The following is a 19707-nucleotide window of genomic DNA, read 5'->3' as shown; positions in this document are numbered from 1 at the left end:
GTTTCATGCCTCTGTAAAGTTTTGTAAATGTAAATTGACAAGGAATTAATCTTTCCAAAGTTCCTTGACTTTTGCCTGAACTTCTTGATTTTCCAAGAATTCATCATAGGTTTCGTCAATGCGGTCAATGACACCATTTTTAGACAGGACAATGATATGGTTGGCCAAGGTTTGAATAAATTCATGGTCGTGACTGGCAAAAACAATAGATCCTTTGAAGTTTTTTAAGCCATCATTTAAGCTGGAGATTGATTCCAAATCTAAGTGATTAGTTGGATCGTCCAAGACTAAAACGTTGGATTTAAGCAACATTAACTTAGATAGCATAACCCGAACTTTTTCTCCTCCTGACAAGACATTGACAGACTTGTTAACCTCATCTCCAGAGAAAAGCATGCGTCCAAGGAATCCTCGAAGGAAGGTGTTGTCATCCTCTTCTTTGCTAGCAAATTGACGCAGCCAGTCAAGGATTGATTCGCCACTAGCAAAGTCACGAGAATTATCTTTTGGTAGGTAAGATTGACTGGTTGTGACACCCCACTTGACAGTTCCTTCATACTCAATATCACCCATCAAGGCACGAATCAAAGCTGTTGTTTGGATATCGTTTTGGCCAATCAAAGCTGTTTTATCGCCAGGACGTAAAATGAAGTTAATATTATCAAGGATAGTTTCTCCGTCTATCTTGACAGAAAGGTTTTCCACTGTCAAGAGATCATTACCGATTTCACGTTCTGCTTTAAAGCTGATAAATGGGTATTTACGGCTAGATGGAACAATTTCTTCTAATTCAATCTTGTCAAGCATCTTTTTACGAGAAGTCGCTTGTTTTGATTTTGAAGCATTGGCAGAAAAGCGAGCAACAAATTCTTGAAGTTGCTTGATTTTTTCTTCTGCTTTGGCATTTCGGTCAGCGAGCAGCTTAGCCGCAAGTTCACTTGATTCTTTCCAGAAATCATAGTTTCCGACATAGAGTTTGATTTTTCCAAAGTCAAGGTCAGCCATATGAGTGCAGACTTTATTCAGAAAGTGACGGTCGTGTGATACAACAATAACTGTATTGTCAAAATCGATAAGAAAGTCTTCCAGCCAAGTAATAGACTGAATATCCAAACCGTTAGTTGGCTCGTCCAGAAGTAAGACATCAGGTTTACCAAAAAGTGCTTTTGCTAAGAGTACTTTCACCTTGTCTCCGTTAGAGAGCTCGCTCATATTTTGGTAGTGAAGATCTTCCGGAATATTGAGATTTTGCAATAATTGAGAGGCTTCACTTTCAGCTTCCCAGCCACCTAGTTCAGCAAACTCTCCCTCAAGCTCGGCCGCACGTACACCATCTTCATCAGAAAAATCAGGCTTCATATAAATAGCATCTTTTTCTTTCATGATGTTGTAGAGATGCTCATTTCCCATGATTACAACATCAATAGCCCGTTCTTCTTCATAGTCAAAGTGGTTCTGGCGAAGGACTGAAAGACGTTCATTTGGTCCTAGAGAAATGTGGCCTGTTGTTGGCTCGATATCGCCAGCTAAAATTTTTAAAAAGGTTGATTTTCCAGCGCCGTTAGCTCCAATCAATCCATAAGTATTTCCTTCTGTAAATTTGATGTTGACTTCATCAAACAATTTTCGGTCACTGAAACGCAGTGATACATCTGATACTGTAAGCAATGTCTTTCTCCTATATATATAATCTTCTTCATTTTACTAGAAAACAGAACTTTTTTCAAATAATTCTGAGATAAAAAGAAAAAATCTAAGCCAAAAGAAAAAAGGAGAATAGAATGAACCAAGACTTTTAGGTTTTCCAGCCAGAATAGTTTGTCAATTAAGTTTACAAATACTGTAAAGGGATGTCAATCAATCTGTAAAAACTGGATTATTCGCTTTTTTCTAGAAACTTCTTTCTCATTTTCATTGAAAATGATATAATGAACTCATTATAAATTGAGGAGTAATAAATGACTAAACCAATTATTTTAACAGGAGATCGTCCGACAGGAAAATTGCATATTGGTCATTATGTAGGAAGTTTACGGAATCGTGTGCTTTTGCAGGATCAGGGTAAATATGAGATGTTCGTATTTTTGGCTGATCAGCAAGCTTTGACAGATCATGCAAAGGACCCTCAGACAATTGTTGAGTCCATTGGGAATGTAGCTTTGGATTATCTGGCAGCTGGATTGGATCCTGAAAAGGTGACTATTTTTATTCAAAGTCAGATTCCTGAGTTGGCAGAGTTGTCAATGTATTACATGAATTTGGTGTCATTGGCTCGTTTAGAGCGTAATCCTACTGTCAAGACTGAGATTGCGCAAAAAGGATTTGGGGAAAGTTTGCCGACTGGGTTTTTAGTTTATCCGATTTCTCAGGCAGCGGATATTACTGCTTTTAAAGCTAATTTTGTACCAGTCGGACATGATCAAAAGCCTATGATTGAGCAGACTCGGGAAATTGTTCGTTCCTTTAACCACGCTTATCAGACAGATGTTTTGGTAGAACCGGAAGGAATTTATCCTGAAAATGAAGCAGCTGGACGTTTGCCTGGTTTGGATGGCAATGCTAAGATGTCTAAGTCTCTCAATAACGGTATTTATCTGGCAGATGATATGGATATTCTGCAAAAGAAAGTTATGAGCATGTATACAGATCCTAATCATATCAGAGTGGAAGATCCTGGAAAAGTTGAGGGAAATATGGTCTTTCACTATCTGGATGTTTTTGGCCGCCCAGAAGATGCTGCTGATATTGCTGCAATGAAAGAGCATTATCAAAGAGGTGGTCTGGGAGATGTCAAAACCAAACGCTATCTGTTAGAAATTTTAGAGCGAGAGTTAGGTCCGATTCGTGAGCGTCGTGTGGAGTTTGCTAAAGACATGGGACAGGTTTATCGGATGCTGCAAGAAGGATGTGATAAGGCACGTCAGACTGCCGCTCAGACTCTTTCGGAAGTGAAGTCTGCGATGGGGATTAATTATTTTAAATAACGAACATTATTGATTATAAATCACAAAAACTATCGTTTTTAGTTTCAAAAATGATGGTTTTTATTTTTTGTGTAATAATGATTGACAATTTCCTATAGAATGGTATGATATTAACAACAAAAAAACCAACTCTTATTCAAAGAAATCTGAACTTCAATTTTCTTTGGGTATTAGTTCAAAATAAGAAGGAAAAGAGGAAACTGTGGATGTCTAACTGGGACACTAAATTTTTGAAAAAAGGTTTTACCTTTGATGATGTGCTTCTGATTCCAGCTGAAAGCCATGTACTGCCCAATGATGCTGATTTGAGTACCAAGCTTGCTGAGAATTTGACCTTGAATATCCCAATCATTACTGCCGCTATGGACACTGTTACAGAGAGTCAGATGGCTATCGCTATTGCCCGTGCTGGCGGTCTTGGAGTTATCCACAAAAATATGTCTATTGAGCAACAGGCCGATGAAGTTCGAAAGGTTAAACGTTCTGAGAATGGCGTAATTATTGATCCTTTTTTCCTAACGCCAGAGCATACGATTGCTGAAGCAGATGAGTTGATGGGACGTTACCGTATCAGTGGTGTTCCTGTTGTAGAAACTCTTGAAAATCGTAAGTTAGTAGGGATTCTAACTAATCGTGATTTGCGTTTTATTTCTGACTATGACCAACCTATTTCTCGCCATATGACCAGTGAGAATCTTGTAACGGCGCCTGTTGGTACAGATTTAGGAACTGCAGAGCGTATTTTGCAAGAACACCGGATTGAAAAGTTGCCTTTGGTTGATGATAAGGGCTGTCTTTCGGGTTTGATTACCATTAAAGATATTGAAAAGGTTATTGAGTTTCCAAATGCTGCTAAAGATGAGTTTGGTCGTCTTTTGGTCGCTGGTGCTGTTGGTGTTACTTCAGATACTTTCGAACGTGCGGAAGCCCTCTTTGAAGCGGGTGCAGATGCGATTGTTATTGATACTGCTCATGGCCACTCAGCTGGAGTTTTGCGCAAGATTGCTGAGATTCGCGCTCATTTCCCTGATCGCACCTTAATTGCTGGAAATATTGCAACTGCTGAAGGTGCACGCGCTCTTTATGAAGCAGGTGTGGATGTTGTTAAGGTCGGAATTGGCCCAGGTTCTATCTGTACAACCCGTGTCATTGCTGGTGTTGGCGTTCCCCAAGTAACTGCTATTTATGATGCAGCTGCTGTGGCGCGTGAATATGGAAAAACCATCATTGCTGATGGTGGGATTAAATATTCTGGAGATATTGTTAAGGCCTTGGCTGCAGGTGGAAATGCTGTTATGCTGGGTTCAATGTTTGCAGGAACAGACGAAGCGCCAGGCGAGACAGAAATCTTCCAAGGTCGGAAATTTAAGACTTACCGTGGTATGGGATCTATCGCCGCTATGAAGAAGGGCTCTAGTGACCGTTACTTCCAAGGTTCTGTCAATGAAGCGAATAAGCTAGTTCCAGAAGGAATTGAAGGCCGTGTGGCATACAAGGGAGCTGCTGCAGATATTGTCTTCCAGATGCTTGGTGGTATTCGCTCTGGAATGGGCTACGTTGGTGCTGCAAATCTGCAAGAACTTCACGATAATGCTCAGTTTATTGAGATGAGTGGCGCTGGATTGAAGGAAAGCCACCCTCATGATGTGCAAATTACAAATGAAGCCCCTAACTATTCAGTTCAATAAAAAATAAAACGAGGTCGGTGATTTTTCCTAACCTCGTTTTAAATTTACATGGTTTTACAATTCAAAAGGCTATAAAAGCTGTTCTAACAATAATTCGATATAATTCGTTTACAACATAAGCAATATTTTGTAAATGAAATTTACAAAAACGTAAATCTCATGTAATGCTAGGATTGAGACATGATTTGTCCTTGCTGAATGGTGAAAATTTTAATATCTTGTGGAAGATTCTTTAAATGTTCTAAAGTTGTTGTGGTGATGAAAGTTTGAATATCCTGAGAGATAGTTTCTAATAATTTTAGTTGACGGTTATTGTCAAGTTCGCTCATTACATCGTCAAGCAACAAAATAGGTGTTTCCTTTGTAATGCTTTCTATTAACTTGATTTCGGCTAGTTTCAGTGATAAAACAAGACTGCGATGCTGACCTTGACTACCAAAGTTGGCATCCATCTGGTTGATAAAAAAAGCAATATCATCACGATGGGGACCAACGCCTGTATTTTTTTTGAATAGGTCACGTTTACGGCTGCTTATTAAGGAAGAGCGGTAAGTTTCTTCTAAATTGTCAATTTGGTGTAAAGGAATAGATGACAAATACTTGACAGTCAATTCTTCCAAATTTTGAGAGATGTCCCAATGCTTGTCTTGAGCAAAGCTTTCTAATTTTTGCAAAAAATCCAACCGGTGCCTTATGACACGGCAGCCGTAGTCAACCAACTGCTCATCAAGGACAGTCAAGAAGGTTTCATCAACTTTGTCATTAGCTTTCAGATAGGTATTGCGTTGTTTAAGGACATGGTTGTAATTGGATAAATCTGATAGATAGACTGGCTTGATTTGTCCAAGCTCAATGTCTATAAATTTACGGCGTAGACTGGGGGAGCCTTTAATCAACTGTAAATCTTCAGGAGCAAAAAGAACAACATTCATAGTTCCAATATAGTCTGATAATTTACTTTGTTTCAAGTGATTGACTTTTGTGATGCGACCTTTTGGTGTCAAGTTAATGTCAAGGGGAACTTTACCAGTCTTTTTTTCTAAGAGGCCAGAGACAAGGAGGTCATTTTCTGTAAAATGAATCAGATCCTTATCTGAGCGTGTGCGGTGGCTTCTTGTCAAGGCTAGGAAATAAACAGCTTCTAAAATATTGGTTTTACCTTGTGCGTTCTGGCCTAGAAAGACATTTAAGCCAGGATGGAAGTCAATATCAGCTTCCTGATAATTTCGGAAATGCTTGATTTTTAATGATTGTAGCCACATGATTAGATACCAGGGAAGCGAACAGGGCTTTTAGTAGTTTTCTGCTTTTTAGGTAGCCCTGTATTCTTACGCTTTTCTTTTTTAGAAGTCTGAGATTTTTTTAAATCCTTATTCATGGCTTTGACAAGTTCAGCAACTCGTTTTTTTTCTGCGATTTCTTTCTGGTGTTGCAGAATTTCTTCTTGATTAGGAGCTGTCAGATTAATTTCGATTCCTTGCTCGGGAAGGGAGACGATGTCATTGACACGGAGTTTTTTTCCCCGACGGTTTTCTGGCTCACCGTTAAAAAGAACTGGATATTCACTTAGAAACGTCTTAATTGCTCCGCCGCTTTGGATAATTCCTGTTTCTTTTAAAAGGGCTTGTAGCGTGATGTAGTCATCAAATAATTTATATTCCATATTTCACCTCAACCCTGTCATTATAACATATTTGTTAGTAAAAAGTGCTGAGGTGCTTTGGATAAAATCGGAAATTTTCTCCTGTTATCAGAAAACGTTTTAATCAGCAAAAAGCTTGGTGGAACAAACAAATCAGAGGCATTTCATGATATAATAGTAGTCTATATTATTCAGTATGAGGGGCGTCATGGAAATCACTAAAGGAGTTCATCTCCATTTTATTCAATCAGAAAAATTTAAAACAAACAAAATTAGGGTTCGTTTTTCAGCGCCTATGTCCAAAGAAACAGTAGCTGGTCGGGTTTTAACAGCCAGTATGCTAGAAACTGTCAATGCGGTTTATCCTACTTCGCAGGCCTTCAGGGAACGTTTGGCCAATTTGTATGGAGCTGATTATTCTACGAGTCTTTCAAGGAGAGGATTGGTCCATTATTTAGATATCAATCTTTCTTTTGTGCGGGATAAATTTTTGAGTCGCAAGAATGTCCTGACAGATGCCATGCTTGATTTTTTGAAAGCCAGCTTGTTTTCTCCATTGGTAAGTCAGGACGCTTTTGATGAATCTGCTTTTGAAATTGAGAAGAAAAATATCTTGAATGATTTGGAAGCAGAAATTGAGAATCATTTTTATCATGCTCATCGAGAATTAGACAAACTCTTTTATGAAGAAGAGGAAATGCAGATGCCTCGTGTTGGGACGATTGAATTAATCCAGAAAGAGACAGCTGCAAGCAGTTTTGCTGCTTTTCAGCAGATGCTCCAGGAAAATCATATTGACTTTTTCTTTATTGGGGACTTTAATGAAGTGGCTGTTCGGGAGAAAATTCAATCTTTCAATTTTGCGCCTCGCCAACAAGAACTTCAGTTAGTTTATCAGCAAGAATATTCCAATGTTTTGCGAGAAGGACTGGAGCAGAAGGATGTGCATCAGTCAATTATTGAGTTGGGATATCACTTCCCTATTCAGTACGGAGAGAGTGAGCACCTGCCTTTGGTCGTTTTAAATGCTTTGCTAGGTGGCTTTGCCCATTCGAAATTATTTGTTAATCTTCGTGAAAAGGAAGGACTGGCTTATACAATTTCTAGCAATTTTGATATTTTTTCAGGAATGATGCGGATTTACGCTGGTATTGAACGCAGTAATCGGACCAGAACAGTTGCTTTAATCAACCGACAGATTGTTGATTTGAAGCGTGGGAATTTTAGTCAGGAAGAACTGAATCAAACCAAGAAAATGTTGACAAATTCGGTATTGTTAGCTCAGGATCGACAGAATACAATCTTAGAGAGAGCTTATATGGCTTCTGTTTTAGGGAAAAAATTCTTATCTCTTGAAGCTTGGCTGGAAGCTTTGGAACAGGTGAACAAAGATGATATTGTCAAGGCAGCTGGTCAGTTGAAATTACAAGCTATTTACTTTATGGAAGGAAAATAATGCAGGGAGAAGTACTAGAAAAAATCAATTATTCAGCAGTGGGAGAAACTGTTTATCAGACAGTCTTGGCAAATGGTTTGCGTGTTTTTCTTCTGCCTAAAAATGATTTTAATGAAACTTATGGGATTATCTCAACTAATTTTGGTTCAGTGGATACAGGGATTGTTTCACGTGAAACCAAGCAGGTCACTCAATATCCAGCTGGAATAGCTCATTTTTTGGAACATAAGCTTTTTGAAGGCCCGCAGGGAAAGGATCTGCTGCTGGAATTTACTAAGCTAGGAGCTGAGAGTAATGCCTTTACAAGCTTTACTCGGACTAGCTATCTGTTTTCTGCAACGGATAATATTTCAGAAAACCTACAGCTTTTGCAAGAACTGGTGCATCGGGCTGATTTTACAAAAGAATCCATTTTGCGGGAACAGGATATTATCGGCCAAGAAATTGAAATGTATCAGGATAATCCGGATTATCGTCTCTTTTTTGGAGCCTTGGCCAATCTCTATCCTCAAACACCTCTGGCAGAAGACATTGCAGGAACGAAAGAGTCCATCTCTGAGATTACCGTCGAAAATTTGAAGGAAAATTTCAAGAACTTTTATCATCCTTCTAATATGACTTTGTTTGTAATTGGTAATTTTGATTTGGAACAGATAGCTGTAGAGATTGCTGAACAGCAGGAAAAACTAGTTTTTGCTGGGAGTTCTGAACCCATTGAAAAAATTCCTGTTAGCCTTCACCCAGTGGTATCAACGGATACTTACCGAATGGAGGTGGCTAGTCCAAAACTGGCAGTTGGGATTCGAGGTACAGACTTTGTTGATGAATCGGAGTTGTATCGCTATAAAATCACTTTGAAACTCTTATTTGCCATGATGTTTGGCTGGACTTCCAAGCGTTTCCAGTCCCTCTATGAAAGTGGGAAAATGGATAATTCTTTAACGCTGGAAGTGGAAGTAGAAAAAGATTTTCACTTTGTCATGCTGACGATGGACACTCAGGAACCGGTGGGACTTTCTCATCAGTTTCGCTCAGCCATCAAGAATTTTGACAAGGATCCGGATGTGACAGAAGAGCACTTGGATACGATTAAAAGTGAGATGTTTGGTGATTTTCTGCACGGTTTAAACTCGCTTGAGTATATTGCAACCCAATATGAACCGCATTTGACGGGTGAGAATCTGTTTGATTTGCCAAAAATTTTACAGGACATCAGCCTGAATGATGTGATAAAACTAGGTCATCGTTTTATCGATCAGTGTGATATGACAGATTTTACTATTTTTCCAAAATAATTCCAGAATCGTTTTTAAAATTTTGTTAAAATAGTGAAGAATAGAAATAAGGGAAAAGTACGTATGAGAAAAAAAACGATAGGAGAAGTGTTGAAGCTTGCCCGGACTAATCAAGGTCTGAGTTTAGAGGAATTGTCAAAAAAGACAGATATTCAGCAGGATTTGCTGGAAGCGCTGGAACGAAATGACTATGATTTGCTTCCTAGTCCTTTCTATGCCCGCAGCTTCTTGCGAAAATATGCTTGGGCTGTAGATTTGGATGAATCTATTATTCTGGAGGCTTACGAAGCTGGTGAGATGATAGTCTTTGATGAAGTGGCACTGGCAGCAGATGAGGAATTCAGGAGCAGAAAAAATAAAAATAAAACCTCTTTTCTGCCCTTGTTCTATTTTCTCTTATTGGCTTCAGCTATTGCTGCTTTCGTAGCTTACTATATCTGGAGCTATGCTCACACCAATTCTGTAAGTTTCAAAGCATCTGATAACAATTATAGTCTGGTTTCCTCTACAAGCACTAACAGTCAGAAGAGTTCCTTTTCTTCGGCTGATTCTAAGTCAGTTTCTTCCTCAGCTGGCCAATTGAAAGTTAGTGGAAGCGGAGATAATTTAATTGCTGAGTATAGTGGAGCAGGTCAGTCTGTCAAAGTGACCGTTTCTGTGGAGCAAACGACCAATTTGGTAAGCATAAGCGATTCAGAACTAGCCGAAGGCGTCACCTTATCTCCTGAAGAAAAATCAAGCCAGACGGTTTCTCTTGAGCCAGGCAATAAGTATCTTATTACGTTAGCACCTGTTAAAGGAGCAACTGTGACGATAGAGGGTCAAAAACTAGATACTTCTGCTTTGACTAGCGATAGTGGAACCATTAGTTTGAACATTACGAAAGGATAAAAACGAAGGGAATCCCATGAAAAAAGAAAATATTCCAAATGCCTTAACTCTTGTCAGGATTGCTTTAATCCCTGTATTTGTTGTGATTTTAACATTCGGTCATTCTTACACCATGCATATCTTGGCAGCTTTTATCTTTGCTTTTGCCAGTATAACTGATTATCTGGATGGTTATTTGGCTCGAAAGTGGGAAGTGGTAACAAACTTTGGTAAATTTGCTGATCCCATGGCTGATAAGCTTTTAGTGATGTCTGCCTTTATCATGTTGATTGAGATGGAAATGGCTCCTGCTTGGGTTGTGGCTATTATTATTTGCCGAGAATTGGCAGTAACAGGTCTGCGCTTGCTTTTAGTGGAAACAGGCGGTACAGTCTTGGCGGCTGCTATGCCAGGTAAAATCAAGACCTTCACGCAGATGTTTGCTATTATTTTTCTACTGATTCACTGGACTCTCTTAGGACAAATCCTTCTGTACATTGCTTTAATCTTTACGATTTATTCTGGATATGACTACTTCAAGGGAAGTGACTATCTCTTTAAAGATACCTTTAAATAATATGGAAAATATCATCGAAGTAAGAAATCTTAAGTACAAATACGATAGTGAGTCTGAGAATTACACTTTAAATGATGTCTCTTTTCAGGTAAAAAAAGGGGAATGGCTGTCTATTGTCGGTCATAATGGCAGTGGAAAATCAACCACTGTTCGTTTGATTGACGGCCTTTTAGAAGCGGAAAGCGGAGATATTATTATCTCAGGCGATAAGCTGACAGCTGAAAACGTCTGGGAAAAACGTCGACAGATTGGCATGGTATTCCAAAATCCAGATAATCAGTTTGTCGGTGCAACTGTAGAAGACGATGTAGCCTTTGGTTTGGAAAATCAAGGGCTGGACTATGATCTGATGGTAGAGCGAGTCCAGCAGGCATTAGAGCTTGTCGGCATGCAGGATTTTAAGGAGCGTGAACCAGCTCGTCTTTCCGGAGGTCAGAAACAGCGGGTAGCTGTTGCAGGTGTAGTAGCTCTGAGGCCGGATATTATTATTTTGGATGAAGCAACCAGCATGTTGGATCCAGAGGGACGTTTGGATCTTATCCAGACCGTGAAAAAAATTAAAGATAGTAATCAGCTGACCGTCATCTCTATCACTCATGATCTGGATGAAATAGCCTTAAGCGACCGTGTTTTGGTCATGAAAGAGGGTCAGGTTGAATCTACCGCTACCCCGAGAGAACTTTTTTCTCGAGAAGATTTGGAAGAGCTAGGATTGGATCAGCCATTTGTTAATCAGGTAAAGGCGGCTTTGCGTCAGTCAGGGCTTCCTCTGCCAGACTCTTACTTAACAGAAAAAGAATTGCAGGATCAACTATGGGCATTACTCTCAAAAATGTAAGTTATACTTATCAAGCTGGCACTCCTTTTGAGGGACCAGCGCTTTTTGGAGTGGATTTGGAGATAAAATCCGGCAGCTATACCGCGCTTATAGGCCATACAGGCAGCGGTAAGTCCACCATTCTCCAGCTTTTAAATGGCTTGCTAGTTCCCAATCAGGGCAGTGTTGAAATAGGCAGTACAGTCATCACGGCTGATTCTGTCAATAAAGACATTAAACAGGTGCGCAAGAAGGTCGGTCTAGTCTTTCAATTTCCGGAAAGTCAAGTTTTTGATGAAACAGTTTTGAAAGATGTGGCTTTTGGTCCTCAGAATTTTGGTGTTTCTAAGGAAGAAGCGGAAGCTTTGGCGCGTGAAAAGCTGCACTTGGTCGGGATTTCTGAGGATTTGTTCAATCGCAGTCCTTTCGAACTTTCTGGTGGCCAGATGCGTAGGGTAGCCATCGCTGGTATACTAGCCATGGAGCCCGATATCTTGGTTTTGGATGAGCCGACAGCAGGACTTGATCCATCCGGTCGAAAAGAACTGATGAGGCTCTTTGAAGAGCTGCATCGTGCCGGTATGACCATTGTTTTGGTAACTCACCTAATGGATGATGTAGCCAACTTTGCTGATACAGTCTATGTTTTAGATAAGGGCAGAGTAGTCAAGAGCGGTCAGCCTGCTCAGGTCTTTCAGGATTTGGATTTTATGGAGAGTATTCAATTGGGTGTTCCTAAGATTACAAAATTTGCTCACGAATTGGTGGAGAAAGGGATGACTTTCTCGAACTATCCTATTACAATTGAAGAATTCAAGGAGATCTTGCATGGATAAGTTGATTTTAGGCCGCTATATTCCCGGAAATTCAATTATTCATCGTTTGGATCCGCGGAGCAAGTTGCTGGCGATGTTTCTTTTTATTCTATTAATTTTCTGGGCCAATAATCTTGTGACCAATCTGCTGCTGTTTGTTTTCGTTTTTAGTTTGGTCTTGCTGTCTAAGGTTCCTTTGAAGTTCTTTTTAAAGGGTATCCAGTCCATGGTTTTTATCATAGCTTTTACCACCTTGTTCCAGCTGTTTTTGACTTCAGGAGGCGCTACAATTTTTCGATTTGCTTTTGTCAGAATTACAGAAGCAGGACTGTCACAGGCTGGTATTATTTTTAGCCGTTTTATTCTGATTATTTTCTTTTCTACTCTTCTGACTCTGACAACGACACCCTTAAGCTTGTCCGATGCGGTTGAGTCTTGGCTGAAACCTCTGAAGGTTTTCAAGGTGCCAGCACATGAGATTGGCCTGATGCTCTCTATGAGCCTGCGCTTCGTTCCAACGTTGATGGATGATACTACTAGGATTATGAACGCCCAGAGGGCGCGTGGTGTTGACTTTGGCGAGGGAAAGCTTGTTCAAAAGGTTAAATCTATTATTCCCATTCTAATCCCTTTGTTTGCTTCTAGTTTTAAAAGGGCAGATGCTCTAGCTATTGCCATGGAAGCACGCGGCTATAATGGAGGTGAAGGTCGGACACGTTTTCGCCGATTAGCATGGAAAAGAAATGACAGCTTGGCTATTATTAGCTTACTTATATTAGCTATTCTACTTTATATATTGAAAAACTGATCTGCTGTTTAAAGTGTTTTTAGAGAATAGTATAAGTTAAACTTGTCTATTTTTTACTTTGTCAAAGAAAATATTTGGCAAAAAAGCTCTAAAAGTCTGTTTTTAACGTCTAAACTAAATGTTCTTGTAATGTTTGACTTGGTAATGTAACTTTTTGGTAATATTTTATGTGTAAGATAGTATTATCACCGAAAGGAGAATTACATTTTAATGAACAAAAAAACAGCAAAATGGACTTTAACAGGTGCAGTCGCTGCAGCGGCTTTCTTGGTTTCAGGTATTGCAAATGCTGAGACCTATACAGTTGAAGCCGGTGATACTTTATCAGCTATTGCTAACGAAAAAAATACAACTCTTGAGAAATTAGTAGAGTTAAACAAGATTGCAGATCCAAATCACATCCGTGTTGGTCAAATCTTGGAACTTGGAAATAGTGCCAAAACGTCTGAAACAAGCGTAGCAGCAACTGCAACTCCCGTGAATAATTATGCAGCACCTGCAGCAACAGCTAATTCAGCAGCAACTTCAGGAGGCCTTGTACTTAGCAATGGTAATACTGCTGGTGCAACAGGTTCTTATGCAGCATCACGTATGGCAGAAATGACTGGTGTTCCTGCATCAACTTGGGAAGCTATTATTGCCCGTGAATCAAATGGTCAAGTAGATGCTTACAACCCTTCAGGTGCAAGTGGTCTTTTCCAAACAATGCCAGGTTGGGGTTCAACAGCTACTGTTGATGATCAAATCCAATCAGCATATAGCGCTTATAGTGCTCAAGGACTTTCAGCTTGGGGTTACTAAGATAAAAATAAAAAAACCACAGAAATCTGTGGTTTTTTGGTTTGCATAAAATGATAGTGTAAGTAAATATTTAAATGGAACAATCTTATCTAGATTGACAGCTGTGTAAAGTTATGAAAAGTGTTCTTTCAATATTTTTAAAATGTAGTTAGGAGAATTAGCTAGCAAATCTGCTCTGTTTTCTAGTAACTCTTTTTGGCTGCCAAAGCCCCAAAGGACTCCTAGAGTTGAGATTCCTACTTCTTTACCGCCAATCATATCAAACTTTGTATCGCCTATAATTATGGTTTCTTCTGGATTTGCATCTAGTGTTTGCAGAGCTCGACGCAGAACATCTGCTTTGTGAAATGAATCTGGCAGTGATCCAAAAATATCATCAAATTGCTCAGAGATAGCTAGATTTGCTAATAATTCTTGTGCTGTGGGTTGATTCTTACTCGTTGTTACATAAATCTGATAGCCGGCTTTTTTTAACTGTGTCAGCAATTCTGGTATCCCCTCATAGAGGCGGACGCCCCAGATGCCTTTTTCCTTATAGAAACTGCGATAATAGTTAATTGCTTCTGGAACTTGGCTTTCTTCAAGAACAGAAGCGAAGCTTACTTCCAGAGGAGGACCCATAAAACTTTTTATAATACTTTCTTCAGGACACTCTTTTCCAAGTTGTTTAAAGCTGTATTCAAAGGATTCTTGGATGCCCTTTGAACTGTCAACTAAGGTTCCATCCAAATCAAAGAAGATATATTTCAAATGATTCATCTTGTCTCCTTGTTTACTATCTAGTAAATCTACTTGACAAATTTGTCAAGGTTATTCCCCAAAGATTTCTTTTGAAAGTCTGCGTCCTGTAGGTGTTGTAGCTAGACCGCCTTCAGCTGTTTCTCTGAAAGCAGTAGGCAGACTTGACCCAACTTGATACATGGCGTCAATGACTTCGTCAACAGGAATTCTAGACTCGATTCCTGCAAGAGCCATATCAGCTGCAATAAAGGCATAACTGGCTCCCATGGCATTTCGCTTGACACAAGGCACCTCCACTAGACCAGCTACTGGATCACAAATCAAGCCCAGCATGTTTTTAATGACAAAACAAATAGCTTGACTGGCTTGAAAAGGTGAACCTCCAGCAGCTAGAACTAAAGCAGCTGCACTCATAGCAGAAGCGGAGCCGACCTCAGCTTGACAGCCACCTTCAGCACCCGAAATTGAGGCGTTATTGGCAATGACGAGGCCGAAAGCACCTGCGGCTAATAGAAAGTTTAGCTGTTCTTCTTCTGAGAGTCCTAATTTTTCAATGGCAGATGTAAGAACAGCTGGCAGACAGCCAGCGCTGCCGGCAGTAGGTGTTGCACAAACCAAGCCCATTTTAGCATTATGCTCATTGACAGCAATAGCATTTTTTGCAGCAGTCAGCACAGTGTGGTCTGATAAAGCCTTTCCTGACTGGATATAGTGGTCAAGTTTTGCTGCGTCACCACCAGTCAATCCGCTGCGAGACTTGCTCTCATCGAGTCCAAGAAGGACAGAGGCTTTCATGACTTCCAGATTGCGATGCATCAACCGCAGGACTTCATCTCTTTCGCGACCAGTTAATTCATACTCAGTAGCAATCATCAATTCAGCAACATTTCCTTGGTAATCCAAGTCAGCTTGCTCTACCAATTCTTTGATGGAATAAAACATATTTTCTCCTATTTAAAGAAATTCACATTATGCAGATGAGGAATATTGCGAATTTCATTGATAGCTTCCTCACAGCTGCGGCTGTCAACTTCAATAATCATAATCGCTTTTTCTCCAGCCTTCTCACGGGTAACATTCATCTGAGCTATATTGATATTGTAGCGTGACAGAGCTTCTGTGACATGGGCAATCATACCTGGGACATCCTGGTGGACAATAATGATGGTCGGAGTATTCATGCTCAGAGATACTGAAAAGCCATTCAACTCTGTTACTTGAATGTTGCCTCCACCGATAGAGACTCCAGTCACACTGATTGTTTTATGGTCATTTTTGACAGTAATCTTTGTCGTATTGGGGTGGGGAGCATTGCTATCCTTTTGAATGGTCCAGACAATCTTGATACCGCGTTTATGGGCGATTTCAAGACTGTTAGGAATCTCTGGATCATCTGTATCCATACCTAAAATCCCTGCTACAAGAGCCAAGTCAGTTCCGTGACCTCGGTAAGTTTTGGCAAAAGAGTTAAAGAGCTGGAATTCTACTTCCGTAGGCTCATCGTTAAAAATGGAGGAGACAATTTTTCCGATACGGACGGCACCTGCTGTATGACTGCTTGATGGGCCTATCATCACGGGTCCGATAATATCAAAAACAGATTGAAATCTTAGTGAAGTCATGATTTCTCCTTGCAGCTAATTTATTATTTTCATTATAACAAAGTTAAGGGCTTTCTGCTGATTTTTTAAATGAATTAAAAGTGGATATTATAAAATTTCGTTAGAGAGGAAAGTAAAAGAGAAAATCAATAACTTTACAGCGTTGTAAACATTCTTTACATCTACTAATTTTAGTTAAATTTCTGATTTGTTTTCCTAGTCTTTTCGTGCTATAATAGGGCTTGCTCAAACGACCTTCAATCGTTGAAGCACAGCACGACCTTCAATCGTGAAATAACGAAAAGATGGGAGAACACAATGAGTGATAACTCTAAGACTCGTGTCGTTGTTGGTATGAGCGGAGGTGTCGATTCATCAGTAACTGCCTTGCTCTTGAAAGAGCAAGGTTACGATGTAATTGGTATCTTCATGAAAAACTGGGACGACACAGATGAATTTGGTGTCTGCACAGCCACAGAAGACTACAAGGATGTGGCAGCTGTTGCAGACCAGATTGGCATTCCTTACTACTCTGTCAACTTTGAGAAAGAGTACTGGGAACGTGTTTTTGAATACTTCTTGGCGGAATACCGAGCTGGTAGGACTCCAAATCCAGATGTCATGTGTAACAAGGAAATCAAGTTTAAAGCCTTCCTTGACTATGCCTTGACACTGGGCGCTGATTACGTTGCAACGGGTCACTATGCTCAGGTGAAGAGAGACCAAGATGGCTTGGTTCACATGCTGCGTGGCAAGGACAACAATAAGGATCAGACTTACTTCCTAAGCCAACTATCACAGGAACAACTGCAAAAGACTATGTTTCCTCTGGGTCATTTAGAAAAACCAGAAGTTCGAGCAATTGCTGAAAGAGCTGGTTTAGCTACAGCTAAGAAAAAAGACTCGACAGGTATTTGCTTCATTGGTGAGAAGAATTTTAAAGAATTTCTGAGTCAATATTTACCAGCTCAGCCGGGTCGCATGATGACCTTGGAAGGCCGAGATATGGGCCAGCATGCTGGCTTGATGTATTATACTATTGGCCAGCGAGGTGGTCTTGGAATTGGTGGTCAGCACGGGGGAGATAATGAGCCTTGGTTTGTGGTTGGAAAAGATCTCAGCCAAAATATTCTTTATGTCGGTCAGGGCTTTTACCATGACAATTTGATGTCAACCAGCCTTGACGCTAGTCAGGTTCATTTCACAAAAGAAATGCCAGAAGAATTTACTATAGAATGTACAGCTAAGTTCCGTTATCGTCAGCCTGATTCCAAAGTGACAGTTACTGTAAAGGGTGACAAGGCAGTTGTCAACTTTGATCAGCCACAGAGGGCTGTTACTCCAGGGCAGGCAGTTGTCTTCTATGATGGAGATGAGTGCCTAGGTGGAGGCTTGATTGACAGAGCTTATAAGAATGGTCAAGTCTTGCAGTACATTTAGATTGACAATTCAGCTCAATCTGCTAAAATAAGATAAGCAATACCTATGATGGTCAAAGCTCATGGATGTTGCAGGCTTTTTTGTCCTGCACTTCTAGAGATTTGGCCTTTTTTGGTGAAAAAATGAAGGAAAAAGAAATGTCACACAATTTTACTGAAAGTTATGATATTATCGTGATTGGAGCAGGGCATGCTGGGGTTGAGGCATCGCTTGCTGCTAGTCGAATGGGTTGTAAGGTCCTTTTGGCAACCATCAATATTGAGATGCTGGCTTTTATGCCCTGTAATCCCTCTATAGGAGGCTCTGCGAAAGGCATTGTCGTCCGTGAAGTAGATGCTTTGGGTGGAGAGATGGCCAAGAATATTGACAAGAGCTATATCCAGATGAAGATGCTCAACACGGGTAAGGGACCTGCAGTTCGGGCTCTTCGGGCGCAGGCGGATAAAGAAGTCTACTCCAAAGAAATGCGGAAGACTGTCGAAAATCAAGAAAATCTGACTCTGCGGCAAACCATGATTAATGAAATCTTGGTAGAAGATGGTAAGGTAATTGGGGTTAAAACGGCAACTCATCAGGAGTATGCAGCTAAAGCTGTCATTGTTACGACTGGAACAGCTTTGCGGGGAGAAATTATCATTGGTGATCTCAAGTATTCATCTGGTCCAAACCATAGTTTAGCAGCCATTCCTTTGGCAGATAATCTGCGTGACCTAGGATTTGAAATTGGTCGTTTTAAAACTGGAACTCCTCCACGTGTTAAGGCGTCATCTATCAATTATGACGTGACCGAGATTCAGCCAGGTGATGAAAAAGCCAATCATTTCTCTTACACTTCTCGTGATGAAGACTATGTGAAAGATCAAGTGCCTTGTTGGTTGACTTATACCAATGCAGAAAGTCATGAAATTATCCAAAATAACCTGCATCGTGCTCCTATGTTTTCAGGTATCGTTAAGGGTGTGGGCCCTCGCTATTGCCCGTCAATCGAGGATAAGATTGTCCGTTTTGCGGACAAGGAACGCCACCAGCTTTTCTTAGAACCTGAGGGTCGTGATACAGAAGAAGTTTATGTGCAGGGGTTGTCAACTAGTTTGCCAGAAGATGTGCAGAAGGACTTGGTTCACTCTATCAAGGGTCTAGAAAATGCCGAAATGATGCGGACAGGCTATGCCATTGAGTACGATATGATTATGCCTCACCAGTTGCGCGCAACCTTGGAAACCAAGAAAATTTCTGGGCTCTTTACAGCAGGTCAGACCAATGGAACTTCTGGTTATGAAGAAGCCGCTGGTCAAGGGATTATTGCTGGGATTAATGCGGCCTTGAAGATCCAAGGTAAGCCAGAGTTGATTTTGAAGCGTAGTGATGGTTACATTGGAGTCATGATTGATGATTTGGTGACCAAGGGGACCGTAGAACCTTATCGACTCTTGACTAGCCGAGCTGAGTACCGTTTGATTCTCCGCCATGACAATGCCGATATGCGTTTGACAGAGATGGGACGAGAAATTGGTCTTGTAGATGATGAGCGCTGGGCTCGTTTCGAGATTAAAAAGAATCAATTTGACAATGAAATGAAGCGTTTGGAATCTATCAAACTAAAACCTGTCAAGGAAACAAACGCTAAAGTAGAAGAGCTTGGCTTTAAGTCTCTGACGGATGCAGTAACTGCCAAAGAATTTATGCGGCGTCCAGAAGTGTCTTATCAAGATGTGGTTCAGTTTATTGGTCCGGCGGCAGAGGAACTTGATGAAAAGATTATCGAGCTGATTGAGACAGAGATTAAGTACGAAGGCTATATTTCTAAAGCTCTCGATCAGGTTGAAAAGATGAAGCGCATGGAAGAGAAGCGCATTCCAGCTAATATTGACTGGGATGATATTGACTCGATTGCGACAGAAGCACGACAGAAGTTCAAGAAAATCAATCCAGAAACAATTGGTCAGGCAAGCCGTATTTCTGGTGTCAATCCAGCAGATATTTCTATTTTGATGGTTTACCTAGAAGGCAAGTCTAGAAGCATTTCTAAAAATCAAGCGAAGTAACTCTTGTAAAAGGCTGAGTTTCCTTTGGGAAGCAGCCTTTTTGTGTAAATTTACAAGGGCTTGACAAGATTGTAAACTTTGAAAGACTATTTTTCGCTTCCTTTACCATTGTTAAATGCTTTGATTA

Annotated in this window: 18 protein-coding genes; 12 read left to right on the top strand and 6 right to left on the bottom strand. The window is 40.3% G+C overall.

Translation table 11 applies throughout. The annotated features are described in order from the left end of the window. Positions 1–45 precede the first annotated feature (45 nt). Positions 46–1668 carry an ATP-binding cassette domain-containing protein gene (locus MFP28_RS11490; RefSeq protein ID WP_002907621.1) on the bottom strand — a complete coding sequence of 541 codons (1623 nt, stop codon included), beginning with the start codon at positions 1666–1668 and terminating at the stop codon, positions 46–48. A gap of 290 nt (positions 1669–1958) precedes the next feature. Between MFP28_RS11490 and trpS the strand changes: the two genes are divergently transcribed. Together trpS and guaB are read left to right on the top strand one after the other, a co-directional pair. After that, positions 1959–2984, top strand: coding sequence for a tryptophan--tRNA ligase (gene trpS / locus MFP28_RS11485; RefSeq protein ID WP_002907620.1), 1026 nt, complete (start codon positions 1959–1961; stop codon positions 2982–2984). A gap of 206 nt (positions 2985–3190) precedes the next feature. Next, a complete protein-coding gene (gene guaB / locus MFP28_RS11480) occupies positions 3191–4672 on the top strand; it encodes an IMP dehydrogenase (RefSeq protein WP_002910933.1) in 1482 nt (493 codons plus the stop codon). A gap of 167 nt (positions 4673–4839) precedes the next feature. Here guaB and recF read toward each other — a convergent pair whose 3' ends face one another. Further along, positions 4840–5934: a DNA replication/repair protein RecF gene (recF, locus tag MFP28_RS11475; RefSeq protein ID WP_002907618.1), complete on the bottom strand. Its 1095-nt coding sequence runs from the start codon at positions 5932–5934 to the stop codon at positions 4840–4842. A 2-nt stretch (positions 5935–5936) separates the two neighbouring features. Continuing rightward, positions 5937–6335: a S4 domain-containing protein YaaA gene (gene yaaA, locus MFP28_RS11470; protein ID WP_002907617.1), complete on the bottom strand. Its 399-nt coding sequence runs from the start codon at positions 6333–6335 to the stop codon at positions 5937–5939. A gap of 187 nt (positions 6336–6522) precedes the next feature. Here yaaA and yfmF point away from each other — a divergent pair, with 187 nt between their 5' ends. The 8 genes from yfmF to MFP28_RS11430 all read left to right on the top strand — a co-directional run bounded on the left by yfmF (position 6523) and on the right by MFP28_RS11430 (position 13753). Further along, on the top strand, positions 6523–7770 hold the full coding sequence (yfmF, locus tag MFP28_RS11465) for an EF-P 5-aminopentanol modification-associated protein YfmF (RefSeq protein WP_317627905.1): 1248 nt from the start codon (positions 6523–6525) through the stop codon (positions 7768–7770). Continuing rightward, the gene (yfmH, locus tag MFP28_RS11460) at positions 7770–9065 is read left to right on the top strand and encodes an EF-P 5-aminopentanol modification-associated protein YfmH (RefSeq protein WP_002907615.1); all 1296 of its coding nucleotides are present in this window, start codon (positions 7770–7772) and stop codon (positions 9063–9065) included. The genes yfmF and yfmH overlap by 1 nt, the downstream gene beginning before the upstream one ends. Positions 9066–9098: 33 nt before the next feature. Further along, on the top strand, positions 9099–9956 hold the full coding sequence (gene rodZ, locus MFP28_RS11455) for a cytoskeleton protein RodZ (protein WP_002907614.1): 858 nt from the start codon (positions 9099–9101) through the stop codon (positions 9954–9956). A gap of 16 nt (positions 9957–9972) precedes the next feature. After that, entirely contained in the window at positions 9973–10512 is a 540-nt protein-coding gene (pgsA, locus tag MFP28_RS11450) for a CDP-diacylglycerol--glycerol-3-phosphate 3-phosphatidyltransferase (protein WP_002907613.1), read from the top strand. Position 10513: 1 nt separating this feature from the next. Then, on the top strand, positions 10514–11350 hold the full coding sequence (locus MFP28_RS11445; protein WP_002907612.1) for an energy-coupling factor ABC transporter ATP-binding protein: 837 nt from the start codon (positions 10514–10516) through the stop codon (positions 11348–11350). Beyond that, a complete protein-coding gene (locus MFP28_RS11440) occupies positions 11326–12165 on the top strand; it encodes an energy-coupling factor ABC transporter ATP-binding protein (protein ID WP_002907611.1) in 840 nt (279 codons plus the stop codon). Before MFP28_RS11445 ends, MFP28_RS11440 begins: the two co-directional genes overlap by 25 nt. Then, complete coding sequence (locus MFP28_RS11435; protein ID WP_002907610.1) at positions 12158–12952, top strand: energy-coupling factor transporter transmembrane component T family protein; 795 nt, start codon at positions 12158–12160, stop codon at positions 12950–12952. The genes MFP28_RS11440 and MFP28_RS11435 overlap by 8 nt, the downstream gene beginning before the upstream one ends. A 210-nt stretch (positions 12953–13162) precedes the next feature. Next, positions 13163–13753, top strand: coding sequence for a LysM peptidoglycan-binding domain-containing protein (locus MFP28_RS11430; protein WP_002894257.1), 591 nt, complete (start codon positions 13163–13165; stop codon positions 13751–13753). Positions 13754–13864: 111 nt separating this feature from the next. Here the strand turns inward: MFP28_RS11430 and MFP28_RS11425 are convergent, their stop codons facing one another. The 3 genes from MFP28_RS11425 to sdaAB are packed head-to-tail and all read right to left on the bottom strand — an operon-like array spanning position 13865 to position 16116. Next, positions 13865–14512: an HAD family hydrolase gene (locus tag MFP28_RS11425; RefSeq protein WP_002907609.1), complete on the bottom strand. Its 648-nt coding sequence runs from the start codon at positions 14510–14512 to the stop codon at positions 13865–13867. Between the two features lie 51 nt (positions 14513–14563). Next, positions 14564–15436, bottom strand: coding sequence for an L-serine ammonia-lyase, iron-sulfur-dependent, subunit alpha (gene sdaAA, locus MFP28_RS11420; RefSeq protein ID WP_002907608.1), 873 nt, complete (start codon positions 15434–15436; stop codon positions 14564–14566). An 8-nt stretch (positions 15437–15444) separates the two neighbouring features. Next, the gene (gene sdaAB, locus MFP28_RS11415) at positions 15445–16116 is read right to left on the bottom strand and encodes an L-serine ammonia-lyase, iron-sulfur-dependent subunit beta (protein ID WP_002907606.1); all 672 of its coding nucleotides are present in this window, start codon (positions 16114–16116) and stop codon (positions 15445–15447) included. A 273-nt stretch (positions 16117–16389) separates the two neighbouring features. On the opposite strand from sdaAB, the gene mnmA reads away from it, so the two are divergent. Then, positions 16390–17535: a tRNA 2-thiouridine(34) synthase MnmA gene (gene mnmA / locus MFP28_RS11410; RefSeq protein ID WP_268682488.1), complete on the top strand. Its 1146-nt coding sequence runs from the start codon at positions 16390–16392 to the stop codon at positions 17533–17535. Between the two features lie 137 nt (positions 17536–17672). Continuing rightward, positions 17673–19580 (top strand): tRNA uridine-5-carboxymethylaminomethyl(34) synthesis enzyme MnmG, encoded by a 1908-nt coding sequence (gene mnmG, locus MFP28_RS11405; RefSeq protein WP_032916308.1) that lies wholly within the window; start codon positions 17673–17675, stop codon positions 19578–19580. The last annotated feature ends 127 nt before the right edge of the window (positions 19581–19707 follow it).

This window comes from Streptococcus sanguinis, assembly GCF_050234405.1.
Classification (GTDB): domain Bacteria; phylum Bacillota; class Bacilli; order Lactobacillales; family Streptococcaceae; genus Streptococcus; species Streptococcus sanguinis_W.
Note: the sequence above shows the minus strand (reverse complement) of the source record. Positions and strands in the feature narration are given on the sequence as shown.

What these genes read in the sequence shown, in the direction of transcription:
- trpS (WP_002907620.1), top strand. Translation starts at nt 1,959, where the DNA reads ATGACTAAACCAATTATTTTAACAGGAGATCGTCCGACAGGAAAATTG.
- guaB (WP_002910933.1), top strand. Translation starts at nt 3,191, where the DNA reads ATGTCTAACTGGGACACTAAATTTTTGAAAAAAGGTTTTACCTTTGAT.
- recF (WP_002907618.1), bottom strand. Translation starts at nt 5,934, where the DNA reads ATGTGGCTACAATCATTAAAAATCAAGCATTTCCGAAATTATCAGGAA.
- yaaA (WP_002907617.1), bottom strand. Translation starts at nt 6,335, where the DNA reads ATGGAATATAAATTATTTGATGACTACATCACGCTACAAGCCCTTTTA.
- yfmF (WP_317627905.1), top strand. Translation starts at nt 6,523, where the DNA reads ATGGAAATCACTAAAGGAGTTCATCTCCATTTTATTCAATCAGAAAAA.
- yfmH (WP_002907615.1), top strand. Translation starts at nt 7,770, where the DNA reads ATGCAGGGAGAAGTACTAGAAAAAATCAATTATTCAGCAGTGGGAGAA.
- pgsA (WP_002907613.1), top strand. Translation starts at nt 9,973, where the DNA reads ATGAAAAAAGAAAATATTCCAAATGCCTTAACTCTTGTCAGGATTGCT.
- MFP28_RS11445 (WP_002907612.1), top strand. Translation starts at nt 10,514, where the DNA reads ATGGAAAATATCATCGAAGTAAGAAATCTTAAGTACAAATACGATAGT.
- MFP28_RS11440 (WP_002907611.1), top strand. Translation starts at nt 11,326, where the DNA reads ATGGGCATTACTCTCAAAAATGTAAGTTATACTTATCAAGCTGGCACT.
- MFP28_RS11435 (WP_002907610.1), top strand. Translation starts at nt 12,158, where the DNA reads ATGGATAAGTTGATTTTAGGCCGCTATATTCCCGGAAATTCAATTATT.
- MFP28_RS11430 (WP_002894257.1), top strand. Translation starts at nt 13,163, where the DNA reads ATGAACAAAAAAACAGCAAAATGGACTTTAACAGGTGCAGTCGCTGCA.
- MFP28_RS11425 (WP_002907609.1), bottom strand. Translation starts at nt 14,512, where the DNA reads ATGAATCATTTGAAATATATCTTCTTTGATTTGGATGGAACCTTAGTT.
- sdaAA (WP_002907608.1), bottom strand. Translation starts at nt 15,436, where the DNA reads ATGTTTTATTCCATCAAAGAATTGGTAGAGCAAGCTGACTTGGATTAC.
- sdaAB (WP_002907606.1), bottom strand. Translation starts at nt 16,116, where the DNA reads ATGACTTCACTAAGATTTCAATCTGTTTTTGATATTATCGGACCCGTG.
- mnmG (WP_032916308.1), top strand. Translation starts at nt 17,673, where the DNA reads ATGTCACACAATTTTACTGAAAGTTATGATATTATCGTGATTGGAGCA.